This is a genomic window from Dinoroseobacter sp. S124A (assembly GCF_049801015.1).
GTDB lineage: Bacteria > Pseudomonadota > Alphaproteobacteria > Rhodobacterales > Rhodobacteraceae > Dinoroseobacter.
Window position 1 is genome coordinate 1 of record NZ_JBNAGD010000006.1, and the last position, 26,195, is coordinate 26,195.

Genomic DNA, 26,195 nt, shown 5'->3' on the forward strand with positions numbered 1-26,195 from the left:
AGGAGACATGGTCTTATGAAGGTATTGGTGCCTGTGAAGCGCGTTATTGATTATAACGTGAAGGTCCGTGTTAAGGCGGATGGGAGCGGTGTTGATCTTGCGAATGTGAAGATGTCGATGAACCCGTTTGACGAGATTGCCGTGGAAGAGGCGATCCGTCTGAAGGAGGCGGGGACGGCCACGGAAGTTGTGGCGGTGTCGATCGGCGTCAAGCAATCCCAGGAGACCCTGCGCACGGCGCTGGCCATGGGTGCGGATCGGGCGATCCTGATCAATGCGGCCGAGGATGTGCACACCGATATCGAGCCTCTGGCGGTGGCCAAGCTGCTCGCGGCGGTGGTCAAGGAGGAAGAGCCGGGGCTTGTACTCTGTGGCAAGCAGGCGATCGACAATGACATGAACGCCACGGGCCAGATGCTCAGCGCGCTTCTGGGCTGGTCCCAGGCGACCTTTGCCTCCGAGCTGGCCGTCGAGGGCGACAGCGCCAGCGTGACCCGCGAGGTCGATGGCGGTCTGCAGACGATCAAGGTCTCGCTGCCGGCGATTGTCAGCGTGGATCTGCGCCTCAACGAGCCGCGCTATGCCTCGCTGCCCAATATCATGAAGGCCAAGAAGAAGCCTCTGGATGAGAAGACGCCGGCCGATTACGGCGTCGATGTGACCCCGCGCCTGAGCGTGGTCAAGACCTCCGAGCCGGCCGAGCGCGCCGCCGGGATCAAGGTCGGCTCGGTGGATGAGCTGGTGTCGAAACTCAAGGAAGCAGGAGCTGTCTGATGGCTGTTTTGTGTCTGGCAGAAGTAACCGATGGGGCGCTGGCGATGGATGCCACCGCCAAGGCCGTCAGCGCGAGCGCGGCCCTGGGTGAGGTGACGCTGCTCTGCGTGGGCGCGTCGGCCAAGGCGGCGGCGGCCGAGGCGGCGACGATCTCGGGCGTGGCCAAGGTGCTGGTGGCCGAGGATGCGCTTTACGGCCATCGCCTGGCCGAGCCGGTGGCGGCGCTGATCGCGTCCCTGGCCGAAGGCTATTCCCATGTGGTGGCGCCGGCGACGACCGATGCCAAGAACATCATGCCCCGGGTGGCGGCCCTTCTGGATGTGATGGTGCTGTCGGATGTGGTGGCCGTGGTGGATGCGGACACGTTCGACCGGCCGATCTATGCGGGCAACGCGATCCAGACCGTGAGATCGGCGGATGCGACCAAGGTGATCACCTTCCGGACCTCGACCTTCGATGCGGCCGAGACCGGCGGCAGCGCGCCGATCGAAGAGATCGCCGCGGGCGACAATCCGGGCCTGAGCGCCTGGGTCGAGGACAAAGTCGCTGAGAGCGACCGGCCCGAGCTGACCTCCGCGGGCGTGGTGGTCTCCGGCGGGCGCGGCGTGGGCTCCGAAGAGGACTTCGCCATGATCGAGAAGCTCGCCGATACCCTGGGCGCGGCCGTGGGCGCCTCGCGCGCCGCGGTCGATAGCGGCTACGCGCCGAATGACTGGCAGGTCGGGCAGACCGGCAAGGTGGTGGCACCGGATCTCTACGTGGCCGTGGGCATCTCCGGCGCGATCCAGCACCTGGCCGGGATGAAGGATAGCAAGGTGATCGTGGCGATCAACAAGGACGAGGAAGCCCCGATCTTCCAGGTCGCCGATTACGGCCTGGTCGCCGACCTCTTCGCCGCCGTCCCCGAACTCACCGAAAAACTCGGCTGAGGACTACGACGACCCGGAACAGCGGCCCAAACCCCGCCCCGGGACAAGACCCGGACACAGCCAGACCCAACCCGGGCCCAAACCAAACACAAAGGCCGGAGAAAAACCTCCGGCCTTAAACGTTGGGTGGGAATACTGCAGGCCGTGGGCTCAGGCCCGCAACCCATCCCCCGCCTCGACAAAGGCGCGACCGGGGCCAAATCCAAGCTCCTGTAACGGATCCAGCAAGGCCATCGCCGCCTCGCGTAACAAGGCCCCGCGGGGCACATGGGACGCGATGGGACTCTCCGTTTCCGGGATCTGCATGCCAAGCAAGCCTTGCGCGGTAATCGATGGGGTTTCCCGCACCTCCACCACACGGTCCACCAGCCCGGAAATGGCCTGCACCGAGGCCCGGTCCACGAGGAGCGGGTCCTGATCCAGCCCGGGCTCGCCGCCAGGCAGCGGCGCGGGCACCACCCAAAGCAGCACCGACGGCCCCTTCAGCGCCTCCAGCAGCCGTGCCATATGCTCCACCCAGGCAGAGCGCAGCTCTTCGACCACCGTGTCATAGCGACTGGGAGCCTCGCGTTTCATCAGGGCCAGAAGATGGCGCGTGAAATGCACCTCGCACAGGTCAAGCTCTGGAAAGACCTGCCGGAAGAGCCGCGTCGGCGTCACCATCCGGTCATTGCGCCGTGGATGGACCCGGTAGAACTGATTGCTCAGGTTCTGAGCCCCGACGACTTCAATCACCGTGGCCATACCGCCATTGGCCAGAGACACCATCCCCTCGGCCCCCATGGCGTCCACGCCGGCATTCATCAGACCTAGGTTTACACACCCAAGCCCAATCGCCGCCTCGACCCGGTCCGGGATCGCATGCGTGACATATCTGCCGTAAAACGCCGTTCCACCCAGGAACGTAACATACGGTTCGCAAAGGGACCGTTTCGGTCCACGGAATGCCATTTCCAACCCCGGATAATGACATGCCGAATAATTCAGCGCTGGCGCGCCGTGACGCACATACGTCATTTCGCCACCTCAATTTCGACTCACCCAGAGCCACATTGCGCCCAAAGCTTTAGCGAAGCCCTAACCCTCTAATTCGACGACATTTTTATCTTTCCCTTTCCCTTGAGAGGAGGGGATGCGCCGCGTATGCTGCGGCGGCACAAGTCAGTGAGGGCAGAGATGGACATCAAATCCGTGGGCGTGATCGGCGCCGGGCAAATGGGCAACGGGATCGCCCATGTTTTCGCGGTCGCGGGGTTTGACGTTCTGGTGACCGACATCTCGCAGGAGGCGCTGGATAAGGGTACAGGCCTGATCCGGCGCAATCTCGAGCGTCAGGTGAGCCGAGACAAGATTACCGCCGAGACACTGGACGCCGCCATGGCGCGGATCAAGACGACCCTCAAATTGCCGGAGCTGGGCCAGACAGATCTGGTGATCGAGGCCGCGACTGAGCGCGAGACCGTGAAATCCGCGATCTTCGAGGATCTTCAGCCGCATCTGAAGCCCGAGACGATCCTGACCTCGAACACATCTTCGATCTCGATCACGCGGCTAGCAAGCCGGACGGACCGGCCCGAACGCTTCATGGGATTCCATTTCATGAACCCGGTGCCCGTGATGCAGCTGGTCGAGCTGATCCGCGGGATTGCCACGGATGAGGCGACCTACAAGACCCTGCTCGGCGTGGTCGAGCAGCTTGGCAAGACCGCCGCCAGTGCCGAGGACTTTCCCGCCTTTATCGTGAACCGGATCCTGATGCCGATGATCAACGAGGCGGTCTACACCCTCTATGAGGGGGTCGGCTCGGTGAAGTCGATCGACGAGTCCATGAAGCTCGGGGCGAACCACCCGATGGGCCCGCTGGAGCTGGCGGATTTCATCGGTCTCGATACCTGTCTCGCGATCATGAACGTGCTGCATGACGGGCTGGCGGATACCAAGTACCGCCCCTGCCCCCTTCTGACGAAATATGTCGAGGCCGGCTGGCTGGGGCGCAAGACCCAGCGCGGGTTTTACGACTATCGCGGCGAGACGCCGGTGCCCACGCGCTAGGCCGCCCCCCCTTAGAGACAAACTTAGAGACAAAAAAACCCCGGCCCAATGGACCGGGGTTTTTCTTTGTCTGCGAGGCGGGCTCAGCCGATGGCGACGGCTTTCACGTCCTCGTCGATATAGGGCACGTATTGCTCGAAATTCTCGGCAAACATATCCACCAACTTCTGGGCCTGCGCGTCATAGGCGGCGCTGTCTTCCCAGGTGCTGCGCGGATCGAGCAGGGCGGCATCCACGTCATGGACCGTCACCGGCACGTCGAAGCCGAAATTTGCGTCCTTGCGGAAGGTCGCATCCGCCAGCGAGCCGTCCAGCGCTGCGGTCAGCAGGGCGCGGGTCGCCTTGATCGGCATCCGCGAGCCGGTGCCATAGGCGCCACCGGTCCAGCCGGTATTGACCAGCCAGCAGGTCGCGCCGTGCTTGGCGATCTTCTCCTGCAGGAGCTTGCCATAGACCTCGGGACGACGCGGCATGAAGGGCGCGCCAAAGCAGGTGGAGAAGGTCGGCTGCGGCTCGGTCACGCCCCGCTCGGTGCCCGCCACCTTGGAGGTGAAGCCCGACAGGAAGTGATACATCGCCTGGGCCGGTGTCAGCCGCGAGATCGGCGGCAGGACACCGAAGGCGTCGCAGGTCAGCATGATGATGTTCTTGGGATGCCCGCCCAGCGCCGAGTCCGACGCGTTGGAGATGTAGTTCAGCGGATAGGCGCAACGCATGTTCGGCGTCAGGCTGTCATCCTCGAAGTCGAGATCGAGGGTTTCCTCGTCAAAGACCATGTTCTCGATCACGGTGCCGAACATCTCGGTCGTGGCAAAGATCTCGGGCTCGGCCTCTGCGCTCAGATTGATGGTCTTGGCATAGCAGCCGCCTTCGAAGTTGAAGGTACCGCGCTCGGACCAGCCATGCTCGTCATCGCCGATCAGCACACGCTCGGGATCCGCCGACAGGGTCGTCTTGCCGGTGCCGGACAGGCCGAAGAAGACCGCCGTGTCCACCGGGTTGCCCACCGCGTGGTTTGCCGAGCAGTGCATCGGCATGATGTTCTTCTCGGGCAGCAGGTAGTTCAGCAGGGTGAAGACCGATTTCTTGTTCTCACCGGCATATTCGGTGCCGCCGATCAGGATCATCTTCTTGTCGAAGTTCAGCGCGATCACCGTATCCGAGCGGCAGTCATGCTTGGCCGGATCGGCCTTGAAGCTCGGGCAGTTGATGATCGTGAAATCAGCGGTGAAGGTATCCAGCTCGGACCGCTCGGGACGGCGCAGCATGTGACGGATGAACAGGCCATGCCAGGCCAGCTCGGTCACCACGCGCACATCCAGACGGTGGGCCGGATCGGCCCCGCCGAACAGATCCTGGACGAAGTATTCCTTGCCTTTCATGTGCTCGAGCATGTCCGCGAGAAGCGCGTCAAAGCCCTCCGGCGACATCTCGGCGTTGTTCTCCCACCAGATGGTGTCGACGACTGACGCGGTCTTGACCACGTGCTTGTCCTGGGGTGACCGGCCCGTGTACTTGCCGGTGGTCACAAGGAAGGTGCCACCCTTTCCGAGTGTCCCCTCCTCACGTTTGAGCGCTTCCTGGATCAGCGCAGGCTCGATCAGGTTGTAATGGGCTGCTCCGAGCCCCGTGATACCCTGATCCTCCAACGTGAATGTTGGATTCACCCGTCCATTTGCCATGTGTGAGCTCCTGCTTCGTTACGCACCGCCAGTCGCGGCCGGGACCCGAAAAAAGATGTGAACCACTTGTTCGCATAGCGCCGTCTTGGCGCATGAAGGTCTGTATATCATGGGCCAAGGAGGGGAGAACAGGACCGTTCCGCACAGTTAGCGCCACCAAGTGTAAGTTAGCGCAACCAAATTTCGGAAAAGCTGCAATATTAGCTCTTTATTATCCGAACTGGTGTGTTTTGGCGGCGTCGAAACCCTGCCAAGGCGAGAAAACCGTTGATTCTCGGGAGTCGAGGACTCATCCTCGTCGCAAAAAAGAGGCAGGACGCAGGAAAAGGACCTCGCTTATGTCGCGGATCGCTTTGGTCGATGATGACCGCAATATCCTGACCTCGGTGGCCATCACGCTTGAGGCCGAGGGGTTCCAGGTCGAGACCTATAATGACGGACAGTCGGCGCTGGATGCCTTCAGCCGTCGCATGCCCGAACTGGGTGTGTTTGATATCAAGATGCCCAGGATGGACGGGATGGACCTGCTCCAGCGCGTCCGCATGAAGAGCAAGATGCCCGTGATCTTCCTCACCTCGAAGGATGACGAGATCGACGAGGTGCTCGGACTGCGCATGGGGGCGGATGACTACGTCAAGAAGCCCTTCTCCCAGCGGTTGCTGGTTGAACGGATCCGCGCGCTCCTGCGCCGTCAGGATGCCGTGGCCAGCCATGAAGCCGGTGATCTGGACGAGAGCAAGACAATCGTGCGGGGCAACCTGACCATGGACCCGCTGCGCCACGCGGTCCTGTGGAAGGGCAAGGATGTCGCCCTGACCGTGACCGAATTTCTGCTGCTGCAGGCCCTGGCGCAACGCCCCGGATTCGTCAAAAGCCGTGATCAGCTGATGGATGTGGCCTATGATGATCAGGTCTATGTGGATGATCGGACCATCGACAGCCATATCAAGCGTCTGCGCAAGAAGATGCGTTCGGTCGACGAAAGCTTCACCGCCATCGAGACGCTCTATGGCATTGGGTACAAGTATAACGAAGAATGACATTCGTATCGGCTCCAGACGGATCTCCTGCGCGCCGACCCGACGGGTCGGAAACCGGAGATTTGGGAGCCGAGACGCAGACCTCCCCTGAGCCGGAGCCCGGCAAGCCCCCAAGGGGGCAGGCCCGCTCCCGTCGGGTGCTGGCCATCAACAGCTCGCCACTGGCGCGCAAGATCATCAGCTTCAACCTGCTGGCCCTGCTGATCCTTGTGGCAGGGGTGCTCTATCTCAATCCGTTCCGCGACAGCCTTGTGTTCCAGCGCGAGCAGGGCCTTGTCTTCGAGGCCCATCTGATCGCCGATGTGTTCGAGGCCGTGGCCACCACGGATGAAACCGCCGCGGATCTCGGGGCCATGAATGTGCCCCGGCTGGTGGCATCGCTCGACCTGGCCCCATCGCTTGAGTTGTTCGTGTTCGCTCCGGATGGCGATGTTCTGGCGCGGGGCGAAGGGGCGAAACGGTCGGAATGGGTGGCCCTGACCGAAACGGATGCGCCGCCCCCCACCTTTATCACGGATATGTTCATCACCCTATGGGAGGGGATCGCCCGCCTTCTGGGGCGCGAGACACTGCCCGTCCTGCTGGCCAGCGAGGATCAGGCGCGCAGTCTTCTGCCCGGTGCTCTGACCGGACGCACCACCATCGAGAACAGTATCGACCCCGCCGGGAACCAGATCTTTGCCGTGGGCACGCCGATCCTGATCGGGGGGGAGGTGGCCGGGGTTGTGGCCCTCACGACCGCCTCGGGCGAGATCGACACGCTGGTGCAGAACGAGCGCGAGCAGTTCCTGCAGATGTTCATGGTCGCGCTGCTGGTGTCGATTGGGCTGAGCCTTGTGCTGGCCGGGACCATCGCCAACCCGCTCTCGGATCTGGCCGCCGCGGCCGAGCTGGGGCGCGACCGAAACGCCCGCAAGATGAGCCCGGGCCGTGTGCGGATCCCCGACCTGACCACGCGCCCGGATGAGATCGGCCGTCTGAGCGGGGCGCTGCGGGGCATGGTCTCGGCGCTCTATGACCGGATCGATGCGAACGAACAATTCGCCGCCGATGTCGCGCATGAAATCAAGAACCCCCTCGCTTCCCTGCGCTCTGCCACGGGCACGCTGCGGGTTGCCAAACGTGAGGACCAGAGACAGAAGTTGCTCAATGTCATCGAACATGATGTGCGACGGCTCGACCGTCTTGTATCGGATATCTCGAACGCGTCGCGCCTCGACAGCGAGTTGGTCAAGGAAGAGGAAGAGACCTTCGACCTGATCAAGATGCTCCGCACCCTGACGGATTTTCATGCCGAGGAGGTCGCGAAACGCGGGATCGATTTCATCACCGACCTGCCGCCGCGCCCCCTGCCGATCCAGGGGCTGGAGCCGCGCCTCGCGCAGGTCTTCGTGAACCTGCTGGGCAATGCCATCTCGTTCTGCGAACAGGGCGATGCGGTCCGGCTCTGGGTTCGACAGCGCGACAACCGGGTGTTGGTCGTGGTCGAGGACACCGGCCCCGGCATCCCCGAGGAAGCGCTGAACAAGATTTTCACCCGCTTCTATTCCGAGCGCCCGGAGCGGCAGTTTGGCAATCATTCCGGGCTTGGGCTCGCGATTTCCAAGCAGATCGTCGAAGCCCATGGCGGCGTCATCTGGGCCGAGAATATCCGCCCCACCGATCTCGACATCACCTCCGAGCCTCTTGGCGCGCGGTTCATCGTCGGCCTGCCTCTCTGATCCATGGATGAGGAGGAGATCCTCCATGCCACCAGCGTCGCCATTGAGGGGCGCGCGCTGGTGATCACCGGACCCAGCGGGACGGGGAAGTCCGATCTCGCGCTGCAAATGATCGCACTCGGGGCCGGGCTCATCTGCGATGACCGCACGCGGATCCGGCGCGAGGGTGACCAACTCTGGGCCAACCCGGCTCCCAATGCCACGGGCCTGATCGAGGCGCGCGGGCTCGGGCTTTTGCCCGCGCCGGACGCGGCACCCGCGCCGATCTCCGCGCTGCTCGATCTGACCATATCGGAAACGGACCGCCTCCCGCCCGAACGGACGCGCCGTCTGCTCGGCCTGCCGGTGGTGCTGCTTCACAAGGTGACGAGCCCCTCTTTCCCCGCCGCGCTGATCCTCTATCTTCGGCAGGGACGGGCCGCCCCCTGAGCGACCCTGCCCGCCCCTTGAGAGACAGCCATGCAAGATGCCCCTCCCAGTCCCAGCGACCCGCCCCAGAAGATTGTTCTGGTCACAGGCCCTTCCGGCGCGGGGCGGACCACGGCCATTCAGGGGCTGGAGGATCTGGGGTTTGAGGCGATCGACAACCTGCCGCTCTCGCTGGTGCCGCGGCTGCTGGATGGGCCCCCGCTGCGTCGCCCTCTGGCGCTCGGGCTCGATGTGCGGACGCGCGACTTCAGCCTTCCGGGGCTCGCCGACCTGCTGAGCACGCTCGAGGCCGATCCGCACGCGGATGCGCAGATGCTCTATCTCGACGCTTCGGCCTCGGTGCTCGCGCGGCGCTTTTCCGAGACCCGCCGCCGGCATCCCATGGCGCCCGCCGAGAGCCCGTCAGAAGGGATCGAGCGCGAGGCCGACCTGCTGGCACCGATCCGGGCGCGGGCAGACATCCTGATCGATACCTCCGACATGTCGCCCCATGACCTGCGGGCGGATATGCTGCGCTGGTTCGGCAACCGCGACAGCTTGCGCCTCGCGGTCTCGGTCCGCTCGTTTTCCTACAAACGCGGCACACCGCAGAGCACCGACATGGTCTTTGACGTGCGGTTTCTCCAGAATCCCTATTGGCAGGAGGACTTGCGCAAGCTCGACGGTCGCTCCCAGGCGGTGGCCGACTACGTGGCCAGTGACCCGCGCTTCGACGCATTCTTCGACAATGTTCTGTCCCTGACGCGATTGTTGCTGCCTGCCTACCGCGCCGAGGGCAAATCCCATCTCGCTATTGGCTTCGGCTGCACGGGCGGGCAGCATCGCAGCGTCACAGTCACAGAAAAGCTGGCGGCGGCCCTTGTCGAAGACGGTTGGCAGGTATCTATAAGACATCTGGGCTTGGAGCAGCGCCATGCATCACGACGCCATTGACGCGCTTCACCCCGCAGGTCAGCCCCGAGGAGGCCGCTTGATTGGAATCGTGATCGTCGCCCATGGGGGCCTTGCCGCAGAGTATCTGCATGCGGTCGAACACGTGGTCGGCGCGCAGACCGGAATGCGCGCGATCTCCATTGCTGCCGATTGCGACCGCGCGGCCAAACAGGCCGAGATCTGCGCCGCCGCGAACGAGGTCGACACGGGCAATGGTGTGGTGGTGGTGACCGACATGTTCGGCGGCTCGCCCTCCAATCTCGCGCTCAGCGCCTGCTCGCCGGGGAACCGCCGGATCATCTATGGCGCGAACCTGCCGATGCTCATCAAATTGGCAAAATCGCGGCGCGCTTCGGTGGACGATGCAGTAAAGCTTTCGCTCGACGCCGGTCGGAAGTATATAAATAGCTTTGACGGAACTGTCTGAAGGGAGGTCAGATGATCCGCCAGGAACTGAAGATCGTGAACGAAAAGGGCCTTCACGCCCGGGCATCTGCCAAATTCGTGGAATGTGTCGAGGCGCATGACGCCAGCGCAGAGGTGGAGAAGGACGGCCTGTCGGCTGCGGGGGATTCGATCATGGGATTGCTGATGCTGGCCGCTTCCAAGGGCACGTCCATTCAGGTCGAGACCAAGGGTCCCGCCGCGCAGGAGCTTGCCGCGGCGCTCGAAGCTCTGGTGGCCAACCGGTTCGGCGAGAAGTTTTAGGATCCCGCGGCGCGCCTGCGCGCAACGGTCGGAGATTTCCATGTGTGATGTAACGTGCAGAGGACCGAGATTGTGACCGAAGGCTCTGCGCAACCGGCATCGACGGATCTGCCCGACCGGGATGATCAGCCCTATGACGTCAAGAATCTGTCTTACGCCAAGACCTTCACGAATCCCTGGGCTTCTGCGGTCATCCGCAGCCTGGAATGGTCCACCGGCAAGATCCGCCTGCTTCGCCTGATCCGCAAATTCGAAGCCCAGGGCGTGCCCGAGGGGCAGGGATTCTGGCGGCCGGCGCTGGACATCATGGGCATCGATCTGACCACCCCCGAAGAGCAGATCGCCCGCATCCCCGCCGAGGGGCCCGTGATCATCGTGGCCAACCACCCCCACGGGCTGGTGGACGGCATGGTCCTCGCGGATCTGATCGGCCGCGTGCGCACAGATTACAAGATCCTGACCCGGTCTCTTCTGACGGATGTGGAAGAGATCCAGCAATTCATGATCCCGGTGCCCTTTCCCCATGACGAGGACGCGCTGCAGAAGAACCTCGACATGCGCAAGCAAGCCATGGCCCATCTGGCGGGCGGCGGGGTGATCGTGCTCTTCCCCTCGGGTGTCGTGGCCAGTTCGGACACCGCCTTCGGCCCAGCCATCGAGCGGGAATGGAACCCGTTCACCGCCAAGATGATCCTGCGCAGCGGGGCGACCGTGGTCCCGATCCGGTTTCCGGGGCAGAACTCGCGCTGGTACCAGATCGCCAACCAGATCCACCCGGCCCTGCGGCAGGGGTTGTTGCTGCACGAAGTGGTGCACGCCCTGAACAAGCCTCAGGCGCCCATCGTCGGCGAGCCGCTCGATCAGGCCGAGATCGACGCGCAGAAGAGCAATGCCCGCGGCTTCATGGAGTGGCTGCGCAGCCGGACGCTCGCGCTCAAATAAGCGCTAAAGTAGCCCGCGCCGGATCAGGTTCAGCCCCGCGATCAGCAAGAGCACCATGGTGGCCTGCCGGAACCGGCTCTGGTCCATACGGTCCTGCAACCAGAAACCGATCAGCATCCCGACCGCCGCCGGTGCGAGCAGGATCGCCGAGAATTGCAGGCTCGGCCCGGTGACCACACCGGTCTTCAGATGGGTCGCCAGAAACATCACGCTGCCCAGCCCATAGAGCATGCCCTGCGCGCGGACCTGCTCGGCCTTGGGCGTGTCGAGCGCCGTCAGATAGGCCACGATGGGCGGCCCCCAGATCCCGCTGAACCCGCCGAAGAACCCGGCCACCACACCGGTGGCCAGTTCGGCCCAGCGGTGGTGCCGAGGGGCCACGCGCAAGCGCCACCCGGCCAGTTGGCTAGCCGCATAAAGCGCGACCGGCACGCCGATCATCAGCGACAGCACCCGATCCGACAGGGCCAGAACCAGTTGCCCCGACAGGACAATGAACACCAGAACCAGCGCCAGCAGCCGCCAATGGCGCTGCGCCGCGACCCCAAGGGCGGGCAAGCCACCGCGCAGGGCCTGCCACAGGTTCATCACCAGCGTCGGCAGGATCAGCCCCGCCAAGGCCACCGGCACCGGCAGCACGGCCGAAAGCCCCGACATCATGATCAGCGGCATGGCAAAGCCGACCGCCCCCTTGACCACCCCGGCAAACAGGGCAACCCCCACGAGGAAGATCATCACAGCGCCGGGCAGCGACAGAAACAGATCCATGTCAGGCTCCTTCCCCTGCGCCATAGCCCCCCTGCCGCTTCGCCGCAAGGGAGCGCGATTCGCCGGCCCCTGTTGCAGCGCAGCACACGACGACGCTCCGATACGCCACATGGAAACCTTACATTTTTCGTGCATTCTCGCCTTGTCCGGGCCCCAATCGGCCCTAGCGAGGGTCATAATGCTTCGCAAATTGCCGCGTTTGCGAATTTTTCTTGCGCTGCGGTTGCGAAGTCCTTATCTCGGACCAAACCGGAATTTGCTGGAGAATGACGATGCCCCATGATGGACAGGATCTTGCCCTGAGCGACGCCCAACACGTGATCCTCCCGGATCTGCTGAGCCTGACAGCCGCAGCCGTGCCCCCAGTCGAGGCGCTGGTCGAGAAGGCCGTTGCGACGCTGAAGGACGCCCTGTCGGTGGATGGCCGGATTTCCGGCGCATTGGTCGAGGAAAATCAGACCGCCTCCCACGGGCTGGCCTGGCTCGCGACCTACGCCCAATCCCTGCGCCAGATGCAGAAATGGGCCGAAGCCTTGAACACCGAGGGCAAGTTCGGCGAGGTCGAGCAGCTCATCCACCAGATCGCCTTTGGGGAGTACCTCTGGCAGCTCTATGGCGGGATCCCGATGTCCCAGGGCGAAATCCTGCGCCTGCAGGACATCGGCCTGAGCCAGGAAGACCAGCGCGGCATGATGATCCCCGCGATCATGACCCTGACCCAGTCCGGCAACACCCAGGCCGCGCGCACGCGTCTGGTTGAGTTGATGCAGGAACGCGCTGCCGAGATCACCGTCGGCGCCTCCGGCCTCGATGACGAGCTCGAGATGATCCGCGAGCAATTCCGCCGCTTCGCCGTGGACCGGGTCGAGCCCAACGCCCATGAATGGCACCTCAAGGACGAGCTGATCCCGATGGAAATCATCGAGGAGCTCGCCGAGATGGGTGTCTTCGGCCTGACCATTCCCGAGGAATATGGCGGGTTCGGCCTGTCCAAAGCCTCCATGTGCGTGGTCTCCGAGGAACTGTCGCGCGGCTATATCGGTGTCGGCTCGCTGGGCACCCGCTCCGAGATCGCAGCCGAGCTGATCCTTTGCGGCGGGACCGAAGAGCAGAAGCAGAAATGGCTGCCGCAGCTGGCCTCTGCCGAGACCCTGCCCACGGCCGTCTTCACAGAGCCGAATACCGGATCGGATCTGGGCTCGCTCCGGACCCGTGCGGTCAAGGACGACAACGGCGATTACAAGATCACCGGCAACAAGACCTGGATCACCCACGCGGCACGCACGCAGATCATGACGCTGCTGGCCCGGACCGATCCGAGCAACGACAACCACAAGGGTCTGTCGATGTTCCTCGCCGAGAAAACCCCCGGCACGGATGAAGCCCCTTTCCCCACCGAGGGCATGACCGGCGGCGAGATCGAGGTGCTGGGCTATCGCGGCATGAAGGAATACGAGCTGGCCTTCGACAACTTCCACGTGAAGGGCGAGAACCTGCTCGGCGGCGAAGAGGGCAAGGGCTTCAAACAGCTCATGGAAACCTTCGAGAGCGCCCGCATCCAGACCGCCGCCCGCGCCATCGGCGTGGCGCAATCGGCACTCGACGTGTCAATGCAATACGCGATCGACCGCAAGCAGTTCGGCAAATCACTGATCAACTTCCCCCGCGTCTCCGGCAAGCTGGCGATGATGGCGGTCGAGTTGATGGTGGCGCGCCAGCTCACCTATTTCTCGGCCTTCGAGAAGGATGAGGGCCGGCGCTGCGATGTCGAGGCGGGCATGGCCAAGCTGCTTGGCGCGCGCGTGGCCTGGGCCGCGGCGGATAACGGGCTGCAGATCCACGGCGGCAACGGTTTCGCGCTGGAATACTCGATCAGCCGCATCCTCTGCGACGCGCGGATCCTGAACATCTTCGAAGGCGCGGCCGAGATCCAGGCTCAGGTGATTGCGCGCCGCCTGCTGGGCTAAGCCCTTCGAATAAGGACGGCAAAACACCCCGAGCCCTGCGCGGGGTGTTTTTTTGTCCCTCAGGTCCGGGACAGCGCCGCGCTTGCGCCTCTCGCGTCGGCGCCCCATCTCAGGGGTATGACAAAGCTTCCCCTCGCCGCCGCGGCGCTCATCCCGTTTCTGGCGGCATGCACCGCCTCCGACGAAACCCTGTCGGGCTTCACAAGCCCTGAGACGGTCTGGACCCTGTCCGAACTGGACGGCACGCCCTTTGCCGCGCGCATGACCCTGCAATTCCTCGAACCGGGACAGATTGCGGGGCAGGCCCCGTGCAACCGGTTCACCGGCGCACTGACGGTCCCCTATCCATGGTTCGGCACAGGGCCCCTGGCGGCCACCCGCATGGCTTGCCCGGATCTCGCCGCCGAGGACATGGTGTTCAAAGCCCTGTCCGATATGACCGAAGCCGAGGTCAGCGGCCCGGTCCTGATCCTGCGCAACTCCGAGCTCGGGCGAGAGATGGTGTTTCGCGCCGCGCCCTGAACGGTCTCACCCGGATTTCGCCAAGAGATCCACAAACCGCGCCCGCGCCGGAGGCAAAGGGCGGTTGCCCAATGCCGGGGCGAGCTTCTCCGTCAGGAAATGCCCGGTGGTCCGCAACCCATCCTGCACGCCGGACAGCCCCGCAGGCCCGCCGAGCATGACATCCGGCAGCGGCAGCAACCGGTCCACCCAGGCCCCGGCGGCCTGACGTGACACGGCCCGGCCCGTGCGGGGTGAGACATAGGCCAGATCCTCGTTCACTCCGCGCACCGCGCAGGCCGACAGGTCCAGCCCGAAGCCCATCTGCTCCAGGAGCGCCATCTCCCAATCGAGATAGGCTGGCAGCCAGCCGGTCCCCGCCGCCATCGCGTCCAGAAGGGCAATCGTCTGAGCATAAAAGGCGGGATAGGCCGCCCGCTCCGGCAGCGAGAACCCCGCAAGCGCCAAGGCCGCGCTCATCGCCGACAGGGCCAGCCGGTCGCCCAGCACCGCCGCCGCCCGGCCCTTGATCGGCTCGACCGAGAAGCTGCCCAGATGATCCTCGAGCCGCGCCTTCCAATGCAGATCCAGCTGCGCACCGGGTTGTAACACCGGCGCAAGCTTGCGCGAGATGCCCCCGCGCACCACGCCCAGATGCCGCCCATGCCCCTCGGTGAAGGCCTCGACAATGACCGAGGTCTCCCCATGGGGCCGGACGGACAAGAGCACGCCCTCTTCGCGCCACTCGATCACCCGGGCGCTCCCTCCTTCATTGTTCCTGAAATACTCTCGCCGAAGGCTCCGACGGGCACAAGCTGCGCCTAGCCTTCGAGCCCCGGCGCATCCAGCAGGTGTCGTCCCGCGCGGTCTTCCACCGCCACGATCCAGAGATCCGGATCCCGGCTCCGCGCCCGGGCCAGGGCCGCGTCCACCTCGGGCTCGGGCCCCTCGACCAGCACCTCCCAGGAGCGTGTGTCGCGCATCAGGTCATAGCGCCGTTCATAGGCGCAGGCCTGCCCGTCCAGCGTGCAGAGCTTGATGATCACGGCCCCCGCGGTGCCATCGCCGCGCGCCTCTACATAGACCGGGATCCCCTCGATCTGACAACGCATCATATAGGCCTGCACCCAGAGACCCGCCGCCAGACGCGCCATGGCTCAGGCGTTCCCGTCCTTGAAGTCGAGCCCCATCTCGTCGAAGCGCTCTTTCTCTTCGAGCCAGCCGGGCCGGACCTTGACCTGCAAAAAGAGATGCGCAGGCCGTCCGAGAAACTCGATCAGCTCCTCGCGGGCAGCCTTGGAGACGGCCTTGACGGTCTCCCCCTTGTTGCCCAGCACGATCCCCTTATGGCCGTCGCGCGCCACGTAGATCACCTGATCGATCCGCACGGAGCCGTCCTTGCGCTCCTGCCAGCTCTCGGTTTCCACCGTCAGCTGATAGGGCAGCTCCTGATGCAGGCGCAGGGTCAGCTTCTCGCGGGTAATCTCGGCGGCGATCATGCGCATGGGCACATCGGCGATCTGGTCCTCGGGATAGAGCCACGGCCCCTCGGGCAGGGTTTCGGCCAGCCAGCTGCGCAGATCACCCACGCCATAGCCCTTCTCGGCCGAGATCATGAAGGTCCGGGCGAAAGGATAGGCCGCGTTCATGTCCTCGGTCAGCTTCAGCAGGACCTCGGCCTTCACCCGGTCGATCTTGTTGATCGCCAGCGCCACGGCCTGCCGCGGATTGGTCCGCTCGGCCAGCGCCTCCAGGATCGCCTTGACCCCGTCGGTCATCCCGCGATGGGCCTCGACCAGCAGGACAACCACATCCGCATCCGCCGCCCCGCCCCAGGCCGCCGCCACCATGGCCCGATCGAGCCGCCGGCGCGGACGGAACAGCCCCGGCGTATCCACGAAAACCAGTTGCGCGTTGCCCTCGATGGCCACGCCCCGGATCCGCGCGCGCGTGGTCTGCACCTTGTGCGTCACGATCGAGACCTTGGCCCCCACCATCGCGTTGGTCAGGGTCGATTTCCCAGAATTCGGTTCGCCGATCAGCGCCACGAATCCGGCGCGGGTGGTCGTGGATGCGTCAGTCATTCTTGCTCTCTACCTGGCTCAGCAGGGCCTTGGCCGCGGCCTGCTCCGCCTGTCTCTTGTTGCCCGCGCTGGCCTTGGCCTCGGCGCCGGTCTGCAGCCGGGCCATGATCGTGAAGACCGGCGCGTGGTCCGGGCCGCTGCGGCCCAGTTCATCATAATTCGGCGGCGGCAGCTTGCGGGCCTGGGCCCATTCCTGCAACGCGGTCTTGGGGTCGCGGGCATCGGCCTCGACCGTGCGGATCCGCTTGCCCCACAGCCGCAGCACCAGCGCCCTGGCCGCCTCGAACCCGCCATCACGATAGACCGCGGCGATCACCGCCTCCATCCCGTCGCCCAGCAGAGCCTCCTTGCGGCGCCCCCCGGTCAGCATCTCGGACCGCCCCAGCCGGAGCACTTCGCCAAGCCCGATTTCACGGGCAACCTCGGCGCAGGTCTCCTTGCGCACCAGCGCATTGAACCGCGGGGCCAGTTGCCCCTCGCGCGCATCCGGGTCGGCCTCCAGCAGCGCCTCGGCCATCACAAGCCCCAGCACGCGGTCGCCGAGAAACTCGAGCCTCTGGTTGTCAGACCTCACCGCCGCGCTGCGCGAGGCATGGGTCACCGCCCGGACAAGGATCTCGGGGCGGGCGAACGTGTGTCCGATCCGGTCGCTGAAGGCGACAAGCTCCTTGGACAGCTTCAATCGAGCGCCTTGAAGAAGCGATCCCCGCGCCAGGTCCAGAAATAGAGCATCCGGGAGCCTGCGGAACTGAAGATCACGCGATCCGCGCGGCCGATCAGGTTCTCGAAGGGCACGAAGCCGACACCGCCAACGGACTGGGCGTAGCGGCTGTCCTGGCTGTTGTCGCGGTTGTCACCGACGAAAAAGAAATGACCCTCGGGCACCGTGAACTCGGGCGTGTTGTCGCCAAAGCTGCGGTCGATGTTCAGGATCGAGTGGCTGACACCACCGGGAAGGGTCTCGACGAATTTCTCTTTCTCGCAGATGCCGCCCTCGCCCACGGGCTGGTTCGAACAACGCGGGTAAGAGCCGATCGGACCCTGGCGGTCGAACACCTCCTCGAAGGTGCCATCGCGTTCGGTCGGCACAGCCTCGCCATTCAGGAACAGCGCGCCCTCGCGGAACTGGATCCGGTCGCCGGGCAGGCCGATCAGGCGCTTGATGAAGTCCGAACCGTTGACCGGATGGCGGAAGACGACGATATCGCCACGCTCGGGATCAGAGGCCAGGATGCGGCCCGGGATCGGGCAGATCGAGAACGGGCAGGAGACCTGACTGTAGCCATAGGCCATCTTGTTCACGAAAAGGAAATCCCCGACCAGCAGCGTGTCCTTCATCGACCCCGACGGGATCCAGAACGGCTGGAAGAACAGGGTGCGGAAGATCCCCGCAATGAGCAGCGCATAGACCACGGTCTTGACCGTTTCCACAATGCCGCCTTCGGCCTTTTCAGTGCTTGCCATATCACGCCTCTACCCGGGTTTGGCCCGCTTCATGGGCGTGCAAAGGCGGGGAGTCAAGCGGAGGGCGCGCCCGGATCAATCGCAACCGCCGAGATCACCACATAGGCCTGCGCCCAAGGGTGATCATCGGTGAGCGAGACATGGATCACCGCCTCATGGCCTTCGGGGGTCAGATCCTTGAGCCGCTCGGCAGCCCAGCCGGTCACATACATGGTCGGCTGCCCGGTGGACAGGTTCTGAACCGCCATGTCGCGCCAGGAGATCCCCATCCGCAGCCCCGTTCCCAGCGCCTTGGAGCAGGCCTCTTTCGCGGCCCAGCGCTTGGCATAAGTGGCAGCGGTCTGCGCCCGGCTATCGGCCTTGCGCTGCTCCTGTTCGGTGAAGACACGGTTGCGGAACCGGTCGCCAAACCGCTCCAGCGTGCGTTCGATCCGTTCGATATTCGCAAGATCCGTCCCGATCCCGATAATCATAGGCCGCCCTTAGTAATTCCGAGTCTGAGAGACATGAATTCTCTGCGGGATAACCGCGCCGATTGCAAGACATCCCGGTGACACGGGGGCGGTCGACCGCCCGCGCGCCTAGCCCCCGCGGGCGGCGGTCATCCTCCGGCGCATCTCGGCCATGGCCTCGGGCAGCCCGCGAAAGATCGCCTCGCCGATGAGGAAATGTCCGATATTCAGCTCCCGCACCTGGGGCAGCGCGGCAATCGGGCCGACGCAGTCATAGGTCAGCCCGTGGCCCGCATGCACTTCGAGCCCGAGATCAGCGGCGAAGGCCGCCATCTCCGTCAGGCGCCCAAGCTCGGCATCGCGGGTCGCGACATCGCCCTCCGCATGGGCGTCGCAATAGGCCCCGGTATGAAGCTCGATCACCGGCGCGCCGATCCGGTGCGCCGCCTCGATCTGCGCCTTCTCTGCCGCGATGAAGATCGACACCCGGCAGCCCGCCTCGGCTAGGGGCGCGATGAAATGAGCCAGCCGGTTTTCCTCGCGCGCCACTTCGAGACCGCCCTCGGTCGTCCGCTCTTCGCGCTTTTCCGGCACAATGCAGACCGCATGGGGCGTGTGGCGCAGAGCGATCTGCTGCATCTCGGCAGTCGCCGCCATCTCGAAGTTGAGCGGCACGGTCAGCGCCTCCATCAGCGCCTCGATATCGCGATCCGCGATATGGCGGCGATCCTCGCGCAGATGGGCGGTGATGCCATCGGCCCCAGCCTCCTGGGCGAGTATGGCCGCGCGCACCGGGTCCGGGGTCGTGCCGCCCCGGGCATTCCGCACAGTGGCCACATGGTCGATATTCACCCCAAGGCGCAGCAGATCCGGGGTCGCGTCAGAAACAGTCATGGTCAGGGCCTCCTGACCGCGAACCTAGGGCGCTCAATGGGCTTCGTCAGCCCTCGACTTCGCTTTGACGCGCAAAGCCTGGATCTTTTTCTTCAGCTGGCCCTTGCGGCGTTTCTGATAGGCCCGCAGGACCGGCAGGCTGAGATAGTACATGACCGAGGCCGCGATGATGCCCGGGATGATCCCGCCCACCAGATAGGGGAAGAACACCTCATCGAAGAAGCGCTGCAGATGGGCCCATTCCGCATCGCGGTCGGTAAAGAGCGCAACGATATTGTTGCCCAGATCCGCGCCCGCCTCGGTAAACTTGCCCACGAAGGAGGTCTCATCCTCCGGATCGAACTCGGTCCCGAGGATGAAATGCCCGGTCTTGAGCGAGATCACCCCGATGGGGATATAGGTGAGCGGATTGCCAAAGAAGGTCGCCAGCAGCGAGGCAAGGATATTGCCGCGCATCGTCTTGGCCAGCAGGGCCGCGATGACGAAATGCACCGTGTAGAAGGGTGTAAAGGTCGTGAACACCCCCGCCGCGATCCCGCGTGCGATCCGTTCGGGCGGATCGGGCAGTCGCTGCAACCGGCGCGCGATGTAGTGGAAGGACCGAGTCCACCCGCCACGAGGCCAAAGGGCCTCTGCCACGGTCTTCCAGACCGGACGTTTATCGCGGCGCTTGAATACCAAGCGGGTCCTCTTTCCATCTGGCCCGCCCGCCCCTGGGGATCAGGGCTTGCGGCTTAAATCTCTGTGCCGGTCGAGCCCGGCGACGTCGCTATCGGCCTGAACAGCCGTCATGACGCGGTGCAAATGCTCCAGGTCACGTACCTCTACCTCTAGAAGTAGGCGGTAAAAGTCAGGTTTCCGGTCAACAAAGTGTAGGTCTGAAATATTTGCCCTCTGTTCGCCAATCAATGTGCAGATTCGTCCCAGAACGCCCTGATCGTTGCCGATCGTAACATCCAGACGGACCGCATGGGCCGCCGCGTGGCGACCGGAATGCCACTGGAGGTCAATCCAGCGCCGCATTTCGTCTTCGAACTCTTCGAGTGCCGGGCAGTCGATGGCGTGGATGCGCACCCCGCGCCCGCGATAAGCGATCCCAACGATTCGCTCGCCGGGCACCGGCTGGCAGCAGCGCGACCGCTCAAAGCTCTGGTCCGGGTTCAGGCCGACCACGGCCCGTTCCGCATCAACCTCGTCGCCCGTGGCCCCCTGCAGATCGGGGTAGAGCACCTCGACCACTTCGCGGGCCGTGATATCCGTACTGCCCAGCGCCGAGAGCAGGTCCTGTTGCCCGCCATAGCCGAGCTGATGGGCCGCGGTCTTGAGCGCCTTGTCGGTGACACGCTTGCCCACATGCTCAAACGCCACCCGGGCGAGTTCCTGGCCCAGCTTCACAAAGCGCGCGCGGTCTTCCTCGCGCAGCGACCGGCGGATCGCCTGCTTGGCGCGGCCCGTGACCACGATATCGATCCAGGTCGCCTGCGGACGCTGGCCATCGGCGGTGATGATCTCGACCGACTGGCCGTTCTTCAACCGCGTCCAGAGGGGCACGCGGATGCCGTCCACCTTGGCCCCCACGCAACTGTCGCCGATCCGGGTATGGATGCCATAGGCATAGTCCAGCGGGGTGGCGCCCTTGGGCAGCTTGACCACCTCGCCCTTCGGCGTGAAGCAGAAGACCTGGTCGGAATACATCTCGAGCTTCACGTGCTCGAGAAACTCACCGTGATCCTCGGATTGCTCGAACCTCTCGCTCAGGGTCGAGATCCATTCGGCCGGATCCACCGCAAAGGGGTTCTCGACCTGGATCCCGTCGCGATAGGACCAGTGGGCCGCGACGCCGGCCTCGGCCACCTCGTGCATCTGGCGGGTGCGGATCTGCACCTCGACACGCTTGCCGTCCCGGCCCGAGACCGTGGTGTGGATCGAGCGGTAGCCATTGGATTTCGGCTGGCTGATATAATCCTTGAACCGTCCGGGCACCGCACGCCAGCGCTGGTGGATCGCCCCCAGCACGCCATAGCAGTCATCCTCGCTCTGGGTGATGACGCGGAACCCGTAGATATCCGAGAGGCGCGAGAAGCCGAGCTTCTTAGTCTCCATCTTGCGCCAGATCGAATAGGGTTTCTTGGCCCGGCCATAGACCTCGGCCTGGATCCCGTGGCGGTCAAGCTCGGTGCGGATATCGCTGGTGATCTTCTGCACCATGTCGCCGGTCTCGTTCTGCAGCTTGATGAAGCGGCGCATGATGGACTGGCGGCCATCGGGGTTGAGCACGCGAAAGGACAGATCCTCCAGCTCGTCGCGCATCCACTGCATGCCCATGCGCCCGGCGAGCGGGGCATAGATGTCCATGGTCTCCTGCGCCTTCTTGACCTGTTTGGCCTGGGGCATGTGCTTGATCGTGCGCATGTTGTGCAGCCGATCGCCCAGCTTCACGAGGATCACGCGCAGATCCTTGGACATCGCCATGAAGAGCTTGCGGAAGTTCTCGGCCTGCTTGTTCTCGCGGCTGGTGAGCTGCAGGTTGGTGAGGTTCGTCACCCCGTTGACCAGCTCGGCAATCTCGCGGCCAAAGCGGCGCTCGAGCTCGGCGAAGGTGGAGCGGGTGTCCTCGATCGTGTCATGCAAGAGGGCGGTAATGATCGTGCTGTCATCGAGCCGCTGCTCGGCGAGGATCGCGGCCACGGCGACGGGGTGGGTGAAATACTCCTCCCCCGAATGGCGCATCTGGCCCCGGTGCATCTCGCGCCCATAGGCATACGCGGCCTCAATCAGGGCCGCGTTGGTTTTCGGGTTGTAGGTCTGGATCAGGGCGACGAGGTCGCGCGCTTCGAGCATGGACTCCGGCTGATCCCGAGGCATGGGATCAGGGCTGACCTTGCGCTTCCATCAGCGCGCGCAGGAGCTTCTCCTCGGACATGTCGTCCTCGGCGGGCTTGTCCGGCTGGCCACCCATGAGCATCGCCATGGTGTCCTCTTCGGGCTCGTCCACTTCGATCTGGGTCTGGTTGGACTCGATCAGACGCTCGCGCAGGGCATCGGCCGACTGGGTCTCTTCGGCGATCTCGCGCAGGGACACGACCGGGTTCTTGTCGTTGTCGCGGTCAATGGTCAGCTCTGCTCCGGCGGAAATCTCGCGGGCGCGATGGGCCGCCAGCATCACCAGCTCGAACCGGTTGGGAACCTTGTCAACGCAATCTTCAACCGTCACGCGGGCCATGGATGTCTCCGTTTCACGAAAAGGGGCAGTGGCCAGCATGTAAGGCCTCGGAAAACCCTTGACAAGTAAAATGCACTCAGTCGAGGGCCCGGATCGCGGCAATATCCTCTTTTGGCAGGGCTTCGAGCATCTGATCGGCGGTTTTCCCGGTCACCGGGTGCTGCCAGAGCGGCGCGACATCGCGCAGCGGCACCAGAACGAAGGGCCGATCGGCGATCCGCGGATGCGGGAGAATCAGGTGATCCGGCGTCCGGGCGATCTGTTCCGAAACCGGCAGCGCCGCCCAGCGCTGATATGTTTCAAGATCCGGGAGGATCGTGATCCCGTAGGTCAGCAGGTCGAGGTCCAGCGTCCGCGCGCCCCAGCGCTGCACCCGGGCCCGGCCCAAACGGCGCTCGATCCCGTGCAAGACCTCTAAAAGCGCTTTGGGGGACAGCGCAGTTTCCACGGTCACACAGCTGTTAACATACTCTGGTTCAGACGGATCTGGAAATGCGGGCGTCGCGTAGAACCGGCTGCGCGCCACAATCTGCAGCGATGCCTCCTCCAGAGCGTCGTAAGCTTGACGTAAAGTAAGCTCTGGCGCAAAATCACCGAGTGGTTGATTTGCGCCCAGCGCTATTATGCCTATGGACGAAATTTTGAGCGCCTTTCCAGTTGCGATGGCCGTGAAATGGCTTACTTTCCATGACGCGTTTCATCAATTTAAAATAATTCGCACTCACGGAATTCGATGAAACGCATTACTTGGAAGGACCAGTAATGTTTTATAAAGACGACAGGTTGGCGCTGTTTATTGATGGCTCCAACCTCTACGCCGCAGCCAAAGCGCTGGGGTTTGACATCGATTACAAGTTGCTCAGGCAAGAATTCATGCGGCGCGGAAAACTGCTGCGTGCGTTCTATTACACTGCGCTCTTGGAGAACGATGAGTATTCACCGATCCGCCCGCTTGTGGACTGGCTCCACTATAACGGGTTCAGCATGGTGACCAAGCCGGCCAAGGAATACACCGACAGCCAGGGTCGCCGGAAGGTGAAGGGAAACATGGACATCGAGCTGGCCGTGGACGCAATGGAACTCGCGCCCCATATGGACCATGCCGTTCTGTTCTCGGGCGACGGAGATTTCCGCCCCCTGATCGAAGCCCTGCAGCGCCGTGGCGTGCGGGTCTCGGTGGTCTCGACCATCCGGTCGCATCCGCCGATGATCTCGGACGAGCTGCGCCGTCAGGCCGACAACTTCATTGAGCTCGACGAGCTCAAGGAGATCATCGGGCGCCCGCCGCGTGAGCCGCGCGAGCCCCGCGAGACGGTCACCGAGACCGCAGACTGAGCGCGCCATCACCGCGCAGGATTGGACCCGCTCCGGCGGGTCTTTTTCATTCAAGGGGAGAGGTTTTTGGGGATCTGGGACACCATGACAGGCGTGCTGGCGACGATGTTTGCCGTGGCCTTCGGGGCAGCGACGCTGCTGCCCCTGCAATCCGAGATCGTGTTCACCGCGTTCCAGATCCAGGCCGCGGTGCCGCTCTGGGCGCTGTTGCTCGTGGCCTCGGTCGGCAACACGCTCGGATCGGTTCTGAACTATGCGCTCGGCTGGCAGATCCCGCGCTTTCGCGACAAGCGCTGGTTTCCCGTGACCGAAGCGCAGTTGGACAAGGCGCAGAGCTGGTTCACGAAATACGGCAAGTGGAGCCTTTTGCTCAGCTGGGCACCCCTAGGAGACGCGATCACCGTCGCTGCGGGCGTGATGCGCACGCCGCTCATTGTCTTTGTCCTGCTGGTCGGGTTTGCCAAGACGGCCCGCTATGTCGTGCTCGCCGCAGCCGTCGTGGGCGGAGGCGAGCTGCTGTCCTGACGCGGCCTATTGCGCGGCGGCGTTCACCCGATCATGGGCGGCGCGGATGCGGTCGGGCCAAGTGCTCTTTATATAGCCGAGCACCGCGAGGATCTCGGCATCGCTCAGAACCCCGTCGAACCCGGCCATATTGCTGCGATAGGATCCCCCGACCAGCGCTTCGGTCCCGTATTTCGTGATCCGGAAGAGCAACAGATCTGCATGATGCCAGGTGTGCCCCGTGGCGTCGTGGGGCGGCGCAGGCAGCAGGCCATCCTCCCCCGGCGACCGCCAATCCGGCACCTGACCTTCGAGGGTCTCGCCATGGCAGGCGGCGCAATACCCCGCATAGATCTCGGCCCCGCGCGCGACGGCGGCTGGGTCCTGCCAAGGCAACAGCCCGTCCGCCTGCGCGCCATGGGCCAGCGTCACGGCACAGATCAAAGTGAGAGCACGCATTCCGATCCTCCTTTGGGGCCAGCCAAGCCGCTTCCCCCGCTGGAAGGTCAAGCCCCGCGAGAAACCGCGCCGGGACGCGACGCTCGGGACTGGTCAAACGCGCTCTGGACACCTATTCGTAAAGAAACTCTGACAGATCGAGGACCACGCCATGTCCCTGCCCCCGCTGACCCTCTACCTCGCCGCCCCGCGTGGATTCTGCGCGGGCGTGGATCGGGCGATCAAGATCGTGGAGATGGCGCTCGAGAAATGGGGCGCGCCGGTCTATGTCCGCCACGAGATCGTGCACAACAAATACGTGGTCGACGGGCTGCGCGCCAAGGGCGCGGTCTTCGTCAAGGAACTGGAAGATTGCCCCGATGACCGCCCGGTGATCTTCTCGGCCCATGGCGTGCCGAAGGCCGTCCCCGCCGAGGCGGCCCGACGCGAGATGGTCTATGTGGACGCGACCTGTCCGCTGGTGAGCAAGGTCCATATCGAGGCCGAGCGCCACCATGGAAACGGCCTGCAGATGGTGATGATCGGCCATGAGGGCCATCCCGAGACCGTGGGCACCATGGGTCAGCTCCCGGAGGGCGAGGTCCTGCTGGTCGAGACAGTGGCGGATGTGGCGACGCTCACCCCGCGCGACCCGGATCAGCTGGCCTTCATCACCCAGACGACGCTCTCGGTCGATGATACCGCCGATATCGTGGCCGCCCTGCAGGCCCGATTCCCGGCGATTGTCGGGCCCCACAAGGAAGACATCTGCTACGCCACTACGAACCGGCAGGGAGCGGTCAAGGCCATGGCCCCCAAGGCGGATGCCATGCTGGTGATCGGCGCGCCGAACTCGTCCAACTCCAAGCGGCTGGTCGAAGTGGGCCGGGCGGCGGGATGCGCGTATGCGCAACTGGTCCAGCGCGCCGACGACATCGACTGGCGCGCGCTTGAGGGGATCGGCTCCATCGGGATCACGGCCGGGGCCTCGGCACCCGAGATCCTCGTGAATGAGGTGATCGACGCCTTCCGCGCACGGTTCGACGTCACCGTCGAGCAGGTCGAGACCGCGCAGGAGAATGTCGAATTCAAGGTCCCGCGCGTCCTGCGCGAAACGGCCTGATCGCGCGCGGGCCGACGCCCGGGCCGGTCCAGCGTGCGCGCGGGCATCGCCCGGCTGCACACCCGTCCCGCCGAGACAATCTCACGCCACAAGCTGCACGGGCCAACAGGGCGCGGCCCGCCACGTGGACGGTGCCCATAAACCCGCGAAATAGCCTGTAAATACCAGCGCCTCCGTCGGGAAAGCACGCCCGGGATGTGGGATCCGCGTCGCGCTCGCCCGAACCACAGGC

Annotated in this window: 30 protein-coding genes; 15 read left to right on the top strand and 15 right to left on the bottom strand. The window is 64.2% G+C overall.

Annotation, left to right across the window (positions count from 1 at the left end):
- Positions 1 to 15: 15 nt before the first annotated feature.
- Both ACP15I_RS15330 and ACP15I_RS15335 read left to right on the top strand, forming a co-directional pair.
- Entirely contained in the window at positions 16 to 774 is a 759-nt protein-coding gene (locus ACP15I_RS15330) for an electron transfer flavoprotein subunit beta/FixA family protein (RefSeq protein ID WP_424974613.1), read from the top strand.
- Entirely contained in the window at positions 774 to 1,703 is a 930-nt protein-coding gene (locus tag ACP15I_RS15335; protein WP_424974614.1) for an electron transfer flavoprotein subunit alpha/FixB family protein, read from the top strand. The genes ACP15I_RS15330 and ACP15I_RS15335 overlap by 1 nt, the downstream gene beginning before the upstream one ends.
- A 150-nt stretch (positions 1,704 to 1,853) precedes the next feature.
- Here ACP15I_RS15335 and ACP15I_RS15340 read toward each other — a convergent pair whose 3' ends face one another.
- Complete coding sequence (locus tag ACP15I_RS15340) at positions 1,854 to 2,720, bottom strand: DUF6473 family protein (RefSeq protein WP_424975763.1); 867 nt, start codon at positions 2,718 to 2,720, stop codon at positions 1,854 to 1,856.
- Between the two features lie 159 nt (positions 2,721 to 2,879).
- On the opposite strand from ACP15I_RS15340, the gene ACP15I_RS15345 reads away from it, so the two are divergent.
- Positions 2,880 to 3,755, top strand: a complete 876-nt coding sequence (locus ACP15I_RS15345) for a 3-hydroxybutyryl-CoA dehydrogenase (protein ID WP_424966974.1) — start codon at positions 2,880 to 2,882, stop codon at positions 3,753 to 3,755.
- A gap of 83 nt (positions 3,756 to 3,838) precedes the next feature.
- Here the strand turns inward: ACP15I_RS15345 and ACP15I_RS15350 are convergent, their stop codons facing one another.
- Entirely contained in the window at positions 3,839 to 5,437 is a 1,599-nt protein-coding gene (locus tag ACP15I_RS15350) for a phosphoenolpyruvate carboxykinase (RefSeq protein ID WP_424966975.1), read from the bottom strand.
- Positions 5,438 to 5,775: 338 nt separating this feature from the next.
- Here ACP15I_RS15350 and ACP15I_RS15355 point away from each other — a divergent pair, with 338 nt between their 5' ends.
- The 7 genes from ACP15I_RS15355 to ACP15I_RS15385 all read left to right on the top strand — a co-directional run bounded on the left by ACP15I_RS15355 (position 5,776) and on the right by ACP15I_RS15385 (position 11,210).
- A complete protein-coding gene (locus tag ACP15I_RS15355; protein ID WP_424966976.1) occupies positions 5,776 to 6,477 on the top strand; it encodes a response regulator transcription factor in 702 nt (233 codons plus the stop codon).
- Positions 6,474 to 8,198: a sensor N-terminal transmembrane domain-containing protein gene (locus ACP15I_RS15360; protein ID WP_424966977.1), complete on the top strand. Its 1,725-nt coding sequence runs from the start codon at positions 6,474 to 6,476 to the stop codon at positions 8,196 to 8,198. Before ACP15I_RS15355 ends, ACP15I_RS15360 begins: the two co-directional genes overlap by 4 nt.
- Positions 8,199 to 8,201: 3 nt before the next feature.
- Positions 8,202 to 8,627: an HPr kinase/phosphorylase gene (locus ACP15I_RS15365; RefSeq protein ID WP_424975764.1), complete on the top strand. Its 426-nt coding sequence runs from the start codon at positions 8,202 to 8,204 to the stop codon at positions 8,625 to 8,627.
- A gap of 30 nt (positions 8,628 to 8,657) precedes the next feature.
- A complete protein-coding gene (gene rapZ / locus ACP15I_RS15370; protein ID WP_424975765.1) occupies positions 8,658 to 9,560 on the top strand; it encodes an RNase adapter RapZ in 903 nt (300 codons plus the stop codon).
- A 37-nt stretch (positions 9,561 to 9,597) separates the two neighbouring features.
- Positions 9,598 to 9,987, top strand: a complete 390-nt coding sequence (locus ACP15I_RS15375; protein WP_424975766.1) for a PTS sugar transporter subunit IIA — start codon at positions 9,598 to 9,600, stop codon at positions 9,985 to 9,987.
- 11 nt (positions 9,988 to 9,998) lie between these two features.
- A complete protein-coding gene (locus ACP15I_RS15380; RefSeq protein ID WP_424966981.1) occupies positions 9,999 to 10,268 on the top strand; it encodes an HPr family phosphocarrier protein in 270 nt (89 codons plus the stop codon).
- A gap of 72 nt (positions 10,269 to 10,340) precedes the next feature.
- Positions 10,341 to 11,210 (top strand): lysophospholipid acyltransferase family protein, encoded by an 870-nt coding sequence (locus ACP15I_RS15385; RefSeq protein ID WP_424975767.1) that lies wholly within the window; start codon positions 10,341 to 10,343, stop codon positions 11,208 to 11,210.
- A 3-nt stretch (positions 11,211 to 11,213) separates the two neighbouring features.
- On the opposite strand, the gene ACP15I_RS15390 is transcribed toward ACP15I_RS15385, so the two are convergent.
- Entirely contained in the window at positions 11,214 to 11,978 is a 765-nt protein-coding gene (locus ACP15I_RS15390) for a sulfite exporter TauE/SafE family protein (protein WP_424975768.1), read from the bottom strand.
- Between the two features lie 272 nt (positions 11,979 to 12,250).
- On the opposite strand from ACP15I_RS15390, the gene ACP15I_RS15395 reads away from it, so the two are divergent.
- Both ACP15I_RS15395 and ACP15I_RS15400 read left to right on the top strand, forming a co-directional pair.
- Positions 12,251 to 13,945, top strand: a complete 1,695-nt coding sequence (locus ACP15I_RS15395) for an acyl-CoA dehydrogenase family protein (RefSeq protein WP_424975769.1) — start codon at positions 12,251 to 12,253, stop codon at positions 13,943 to 13,945.
- Between the two features lie 117 nt (positions 13,946 to 14,062).
- Positions 14,063 to 14,467, top strand: coding sequence for an META domain-containing protein (locus ACP15I_RS15400; protein ID WP_424975770.1), 405 nt, complete (start codon positions 14,063 to 14,065; stop codon positions 14,465 to 14,467).
- A 6-nt stretch (positions 14,468 to 14,473) separates the two neighbouring features.
- Here ACP15I_RS15400 and recO read toward each other — a convergent pair whose 3' ends face one another.
- The 11 genes from recO to folK all read right to left on the bottom strand — a co-directional run bounded on the left by recO (position 14,474) and on the right by folK (position 23,227).
- Positions 14,474 to 15,199, bottom strand: a complete 726-nt coding sequence (recO, locus tag ACP15I_RS15405; protein WP_424975771.1) for a DNA repair protein RecO — start codon at positions 15,197 to 15,199, stop codon at positions 14,474 to 14,476.
- A 68-nt stretch (positions 15,200 to 15,267) separates the two neighbouring features.
- Positions 15,268 to 15,600, bottom strand: coding sequence for a DUF1491 family protein (locus tag ACP15I_RS15410; RefSeq protein ID WP_424975772.1), 333 nt, complete (start codon positions 15,598 to 15,600; stop codon positions 15,268 to 15,270).
- A 3-nt stretch (positions 15,601 to 15,603) separates the two neighbouring features.
- A complete protein-coding gene (gene era, locus ACP15I_RS15415) occupies positions 15,604 to 16,530 on the bottom strand; it encodes a GTPase Era (RefSeq protein ID WP_424975773.1) in 927 nt (308 codons plus the stop codon).
- Positions 16,523 to 17,212, bottom strand: a complete 690-nt coding sequence (gene rnc / locus ACP15I_RS15420) for a ribonuclease III (protein WP_424975774.1) — start codon at positions 17,210 to 17,212, stop codon at positions 16,523 to 16,525. Before rnc ends, era begins: the two co-directional genes overlap by 8 nt.
- Positions 17,209 to 17,994, bottom strand: coding sequence for a signal peptidase I (lepB, locus tag ACP15I_RS15425; protein ID WP_424966990.1), 786 nt, complete (start codon positions 17,992 to 17,994; stop codon positions 17,209 to 17,211). The genes rnc and lepB overlap by 4 nt, the downstream gene beginning before the upstream one ends.
- Before the next feature lie 53 nt (positions 17,995 to 18,047).
- Complete coding sequence (gene acpS, locus ACP15I_RS15430) at positions 18,048 to 18,467, bottom strand: holo-ACP synthase (RefSeq protein ID WP_424966991.1); 420 nt, start codon at positions 18,465 to 18,467, stop codon at positions 18,048 to 18,050.
- Positions 18,468 to 18,575: 108 nt separating this feature from the next.
- On the bottom strand, positions 18,576 to 19,340 hold the full coding sequence (locus ACP15I_RS15435; protein WP_424975775.1) for a pyridoxine 5'-phosphate synthase: 765 nt from the start codon (positions 19,338 to 19,340) through the stop codon (positions 18,576 to 18,578).
- Positions 19,341 to 19,373: 33 nt separating this feature from the next.
- Positions 19,374 to 20,021 (bottom strand): DUF2062 domain-containing protein, encoded by a 648-nt coding sequence (locus ACP15I_RS15440; protein WP_424966993.1) that lies wholly within the window; start codon positions 20,019 to 20,021, stop codon positions 19,374 to 19,376.
- Between the two features lie 39 nt (positions 20,022 to 20,060).
- The gene (locus ACP15I_RS15445; protein WP_424966994.1) at positions 20,061 to 22,181 is read right to left on the bottom strand and encodes a RelA/SpoT family protein; all 2,121 of its coding nucleotides are present in this window, start codon (positions 22,179 to 22,181) and stop codon (positions 20,061 to 20,063) included.
- Between the two features lie 28 nt (positions 22,182 to 22,209).
- A complete protein-coding gene (gene rpoZ / locus ACP15I_RS15450; RefSeq protein WP_424966995.1) occupies positions 22,210 to 22,563 on the bottom strand; it encodes a DNA-directed RNA polymerase subunit omega in 354 nt (117 codons plus the stop codon).
- 76 nt (positions 22,564 to 22,639) lie between these two features.
- Positions 22,640 to 23,227, bottom strand: a complete 588-nt coding sequence (gene folK / locus ACP15I_RS15455) for a 2-amino-4-hydroxy-6-hydroxymethyldihydropteridine diphosphokinase (protein ID WP_424975947.1) — start codon at positions 23,225 to 23,227, stop codon at positions 22,640 to 22,642.
- A gap of 98 nt (positions 23,228 to 23,325) precedes the next feature.
- Here folK and ACP15I_RS15460 point away from each other — a divergent pair, with 98 nt between their 5' ends.
- Complete coding sequence (locus tag ACP15I_RS15460) at positions 23,326 to 23,898, top strand: NYN domain-containing protein (protein WP_424966996.1); 573 nt, start codon at positions 23,326 to 23,328, stop codon at positions 23,896 to 23,898.
- Positions 23,899 to 23,982: 84 nt separating this feature from the next.
- Complete coding sequence (locus ACP15I_RS15465; protein WP_424975948.1) at positions 23,983 to 24,423, top strand: YqaA family protein; 441 nt, start codon at positions 23,983 to 23,985, stop codon at positions 24,421 to 24,423.
- A 6-nt stretch (positions 24,424 to 24,429) separates the two neighbouring features.
- On the opposite strand, the gene ACP15I_RS15470 is transcribed toward ACP15I_RS15465, so the two are convergent.
- Complete coding sequence (locus tag ACP15I_RS15470; RefSeq protein ID WP_424975776.1) at positions 24,430 to 24,861, bottom strand: c-type cytochrome; 432 nt, start codon at positions 24,859 to 24,861, stop codon at positions 24,430 to 24,432.
- A 151-nt stretch (positions 24,862 to 25,012) separates the two neighbouring features.
- Between ACP15I_RS15470 and ispH the strand changes: the two genes are divergently transcribed.
- Positions 25,013 to 25,963 (top strand): 4-hydroxy-3-methylbut-2-enyl diphosphate reductase, encoded by a 951-nt coding sequence (gene ispH, locus ACP15I_RS15475; RefSeq protein ID WP_424975777.1) that lies wholly within the window; start codon positions 25,013 to 25,015, stop codon positions 25,961 to 25,963.
- Positions 25,964 to 26,195 lie beyond the last annotated feature (232 nt).

Excerpts from the sequence above, each read along its gene's own strand:
- ACP15I_RS15330 (WP_424974613.1), top strand. The coding sequence starts at position 16 with ATGAAGGTATTGGTGCCTGTGAAGCGCGTTATTGATTATAACGTGAAG.
- ACP15I_RS15335 (WP_424974614.1), top strand. The coding sequence starts at position 774 with ATGGCTGTTTTGTGTCTGGCAGAAGTAACCGATGGGGCGCTGGCGATG.
- ACP15I_RS15340 (WP_424975763.1), bottom strand. The coding sequence starts at position 2,720 with ATGACGTATGTGCGTCACGGCGCGCCAGCGCTGAATTATTCGGCATGT.
- ACP15I_RS15345 (WP_424966974.1), top strand. The coding sequence starts at position 2,880 with ATGGACATCAAATCCGTGGGCGTGATCGGCGCCGGGCAAATGGGCAAC.
- ACP15I_RS15350 (WP_424966975.1), bottom strand. The coding sequence starts at position 5,437 with ATGGCAAATGGACGGGTGAATCCAACATTCACGTTGGAGGATCAGGGT.
- ACP15I_RS15355 (WP_424966976.1), top strand. The coding sequence starts at position 5,776 with ATGTCGCGGATCGCTTTGGTCGATGATGACCGCAATATCCTGACCTCG.
- ACP15I_RS15360 (WP_424966977.1), top strand. The coding sequence starts at position 6,474 with ATGACATTCGTATCGGCTCCAGACGGATCTCCTGCGCGCCGACCCGAC.
- ACP15I_RS15365 (WP_424975764.1), top strand. The coding sequence starts at position 8,202 with ATGGATGAGGAGGAGATCCTCCATGCCACCAGCGTCGCCATTGAGGGG.
- rapZ (WP_424975765.1), top strand. The coding sequence starts at position 8,658 with ATGCAAGATGCCCCTCCCAGTCCCAGCGACCCGCCCCAGAAGATTGTT.
- ACP15I_RS15380 (WP_424966981.1), top strand. The coding sequence starts at position 9,999 with ATGATCCGCCAGGAACTGAAGATCGTGAACGAAAAGGGCCTTCACGCC.
- ACP15I_RS15390 (WP_424975768.1), bottom strand. The coding sequence starts at position 11,978 with ATGGATCTGTTTCTGTCGCTGCCCGGCGCTGTGATGATCTTCCTCGTG.
- ACP15I_RS15395 (WP_424975769.1), top strand. The coding sequence starts at position 12,251 with ATGCCCCATGATGGACAGGATCTTGCCCTGAGCGACGCCCAACACGTG.
- ACP15I_RS15400 (WP_424975770.1), top strand. The coding sequence starts at position 14,063 with ATGACAAAGCTTCCCCTCGCCGCCGCGGCGCTCATCCCGTTTCTGGCG.
- ACP15I_RS15410 (WP_424975772.1), bottom strand. The coding sequence starts at position 15,600 with ATGGCGCGTCTGGCGGCGGGTCTCTGGGTGCAGGCCTATATGATGCGT.
- era (WP_424975773.1), bottom strand. The coding sequence starts at position 16,530 with ATGACTGACGCATCCACGACCACCCGCGCCGGATTCGTGGCGCTGATC.
- lepB (WP_424966990.1), bottom strand. The coding sequence starts at position 17,994 with ATGGCAAGCACTGAAAAGGCCGAAGGCGGCATTGTGGAAACGGTCAAG.
- acpS (WP_424966991.1), bottom strand. The coding sequence starts at position 18,467 with ATGATTATCGGGATCGGGACGGATCTTGCGAATATCGAACGGATCGAA.
- ACP15I_RS15435 (WP_424975775.1), bottom strand. The coding sequence starts at position 19,340 with ATGACTGTTTCTGACGCGACCCCGGATCTGCTGCGCCTTGGGGTGAAT.
- ACP15I_RS15445 (WP_424966994.1), bottom strand. The coding sequence starts at position 22,181 with ATGCTCGAAGCGCGCGACCTCGTCGCCCTGATCCAGACCTACAACCCG.
- rpoZ (WP_424966995.1), bottom strand. The coding sequence starts at position 22,563 with ATGGCCCGCGTGACGGTTGAAGATTGCGTTGACAAGGTTCCCAACCGG.
- ACP15I_RS15460 (WP_424966996.1), top strand. The coding sequence starts at position 23,326 with ATGTTTTATAAAGACGACAGGTTGGCGCTGTTTATTGATGGCTCCAAC.
- ACP15I_RS15465 (WP_424975948.1), top strand. The coding sequence starts at position 23,983 with ATGACAGGCGTGCTGGCGACGATGTTTGCCGTGGCCTTCGGGGCAGCG.
- ACP15I_RS15470 (WP_424975776.1), bottom strand. The coding sequence starts at position 24,861 with ATGCGTGCTCTCACTTTGATCTGTGCCGTGACGCTGGCCCATGGCGCG.
- ispH (WP_424975777.1), top strand. The coding sequence starts at position 25,013 with ATGTCCCTGCCCCCGCTGACCCTCTACCTCGCCGCCCCGCGTGGATTC.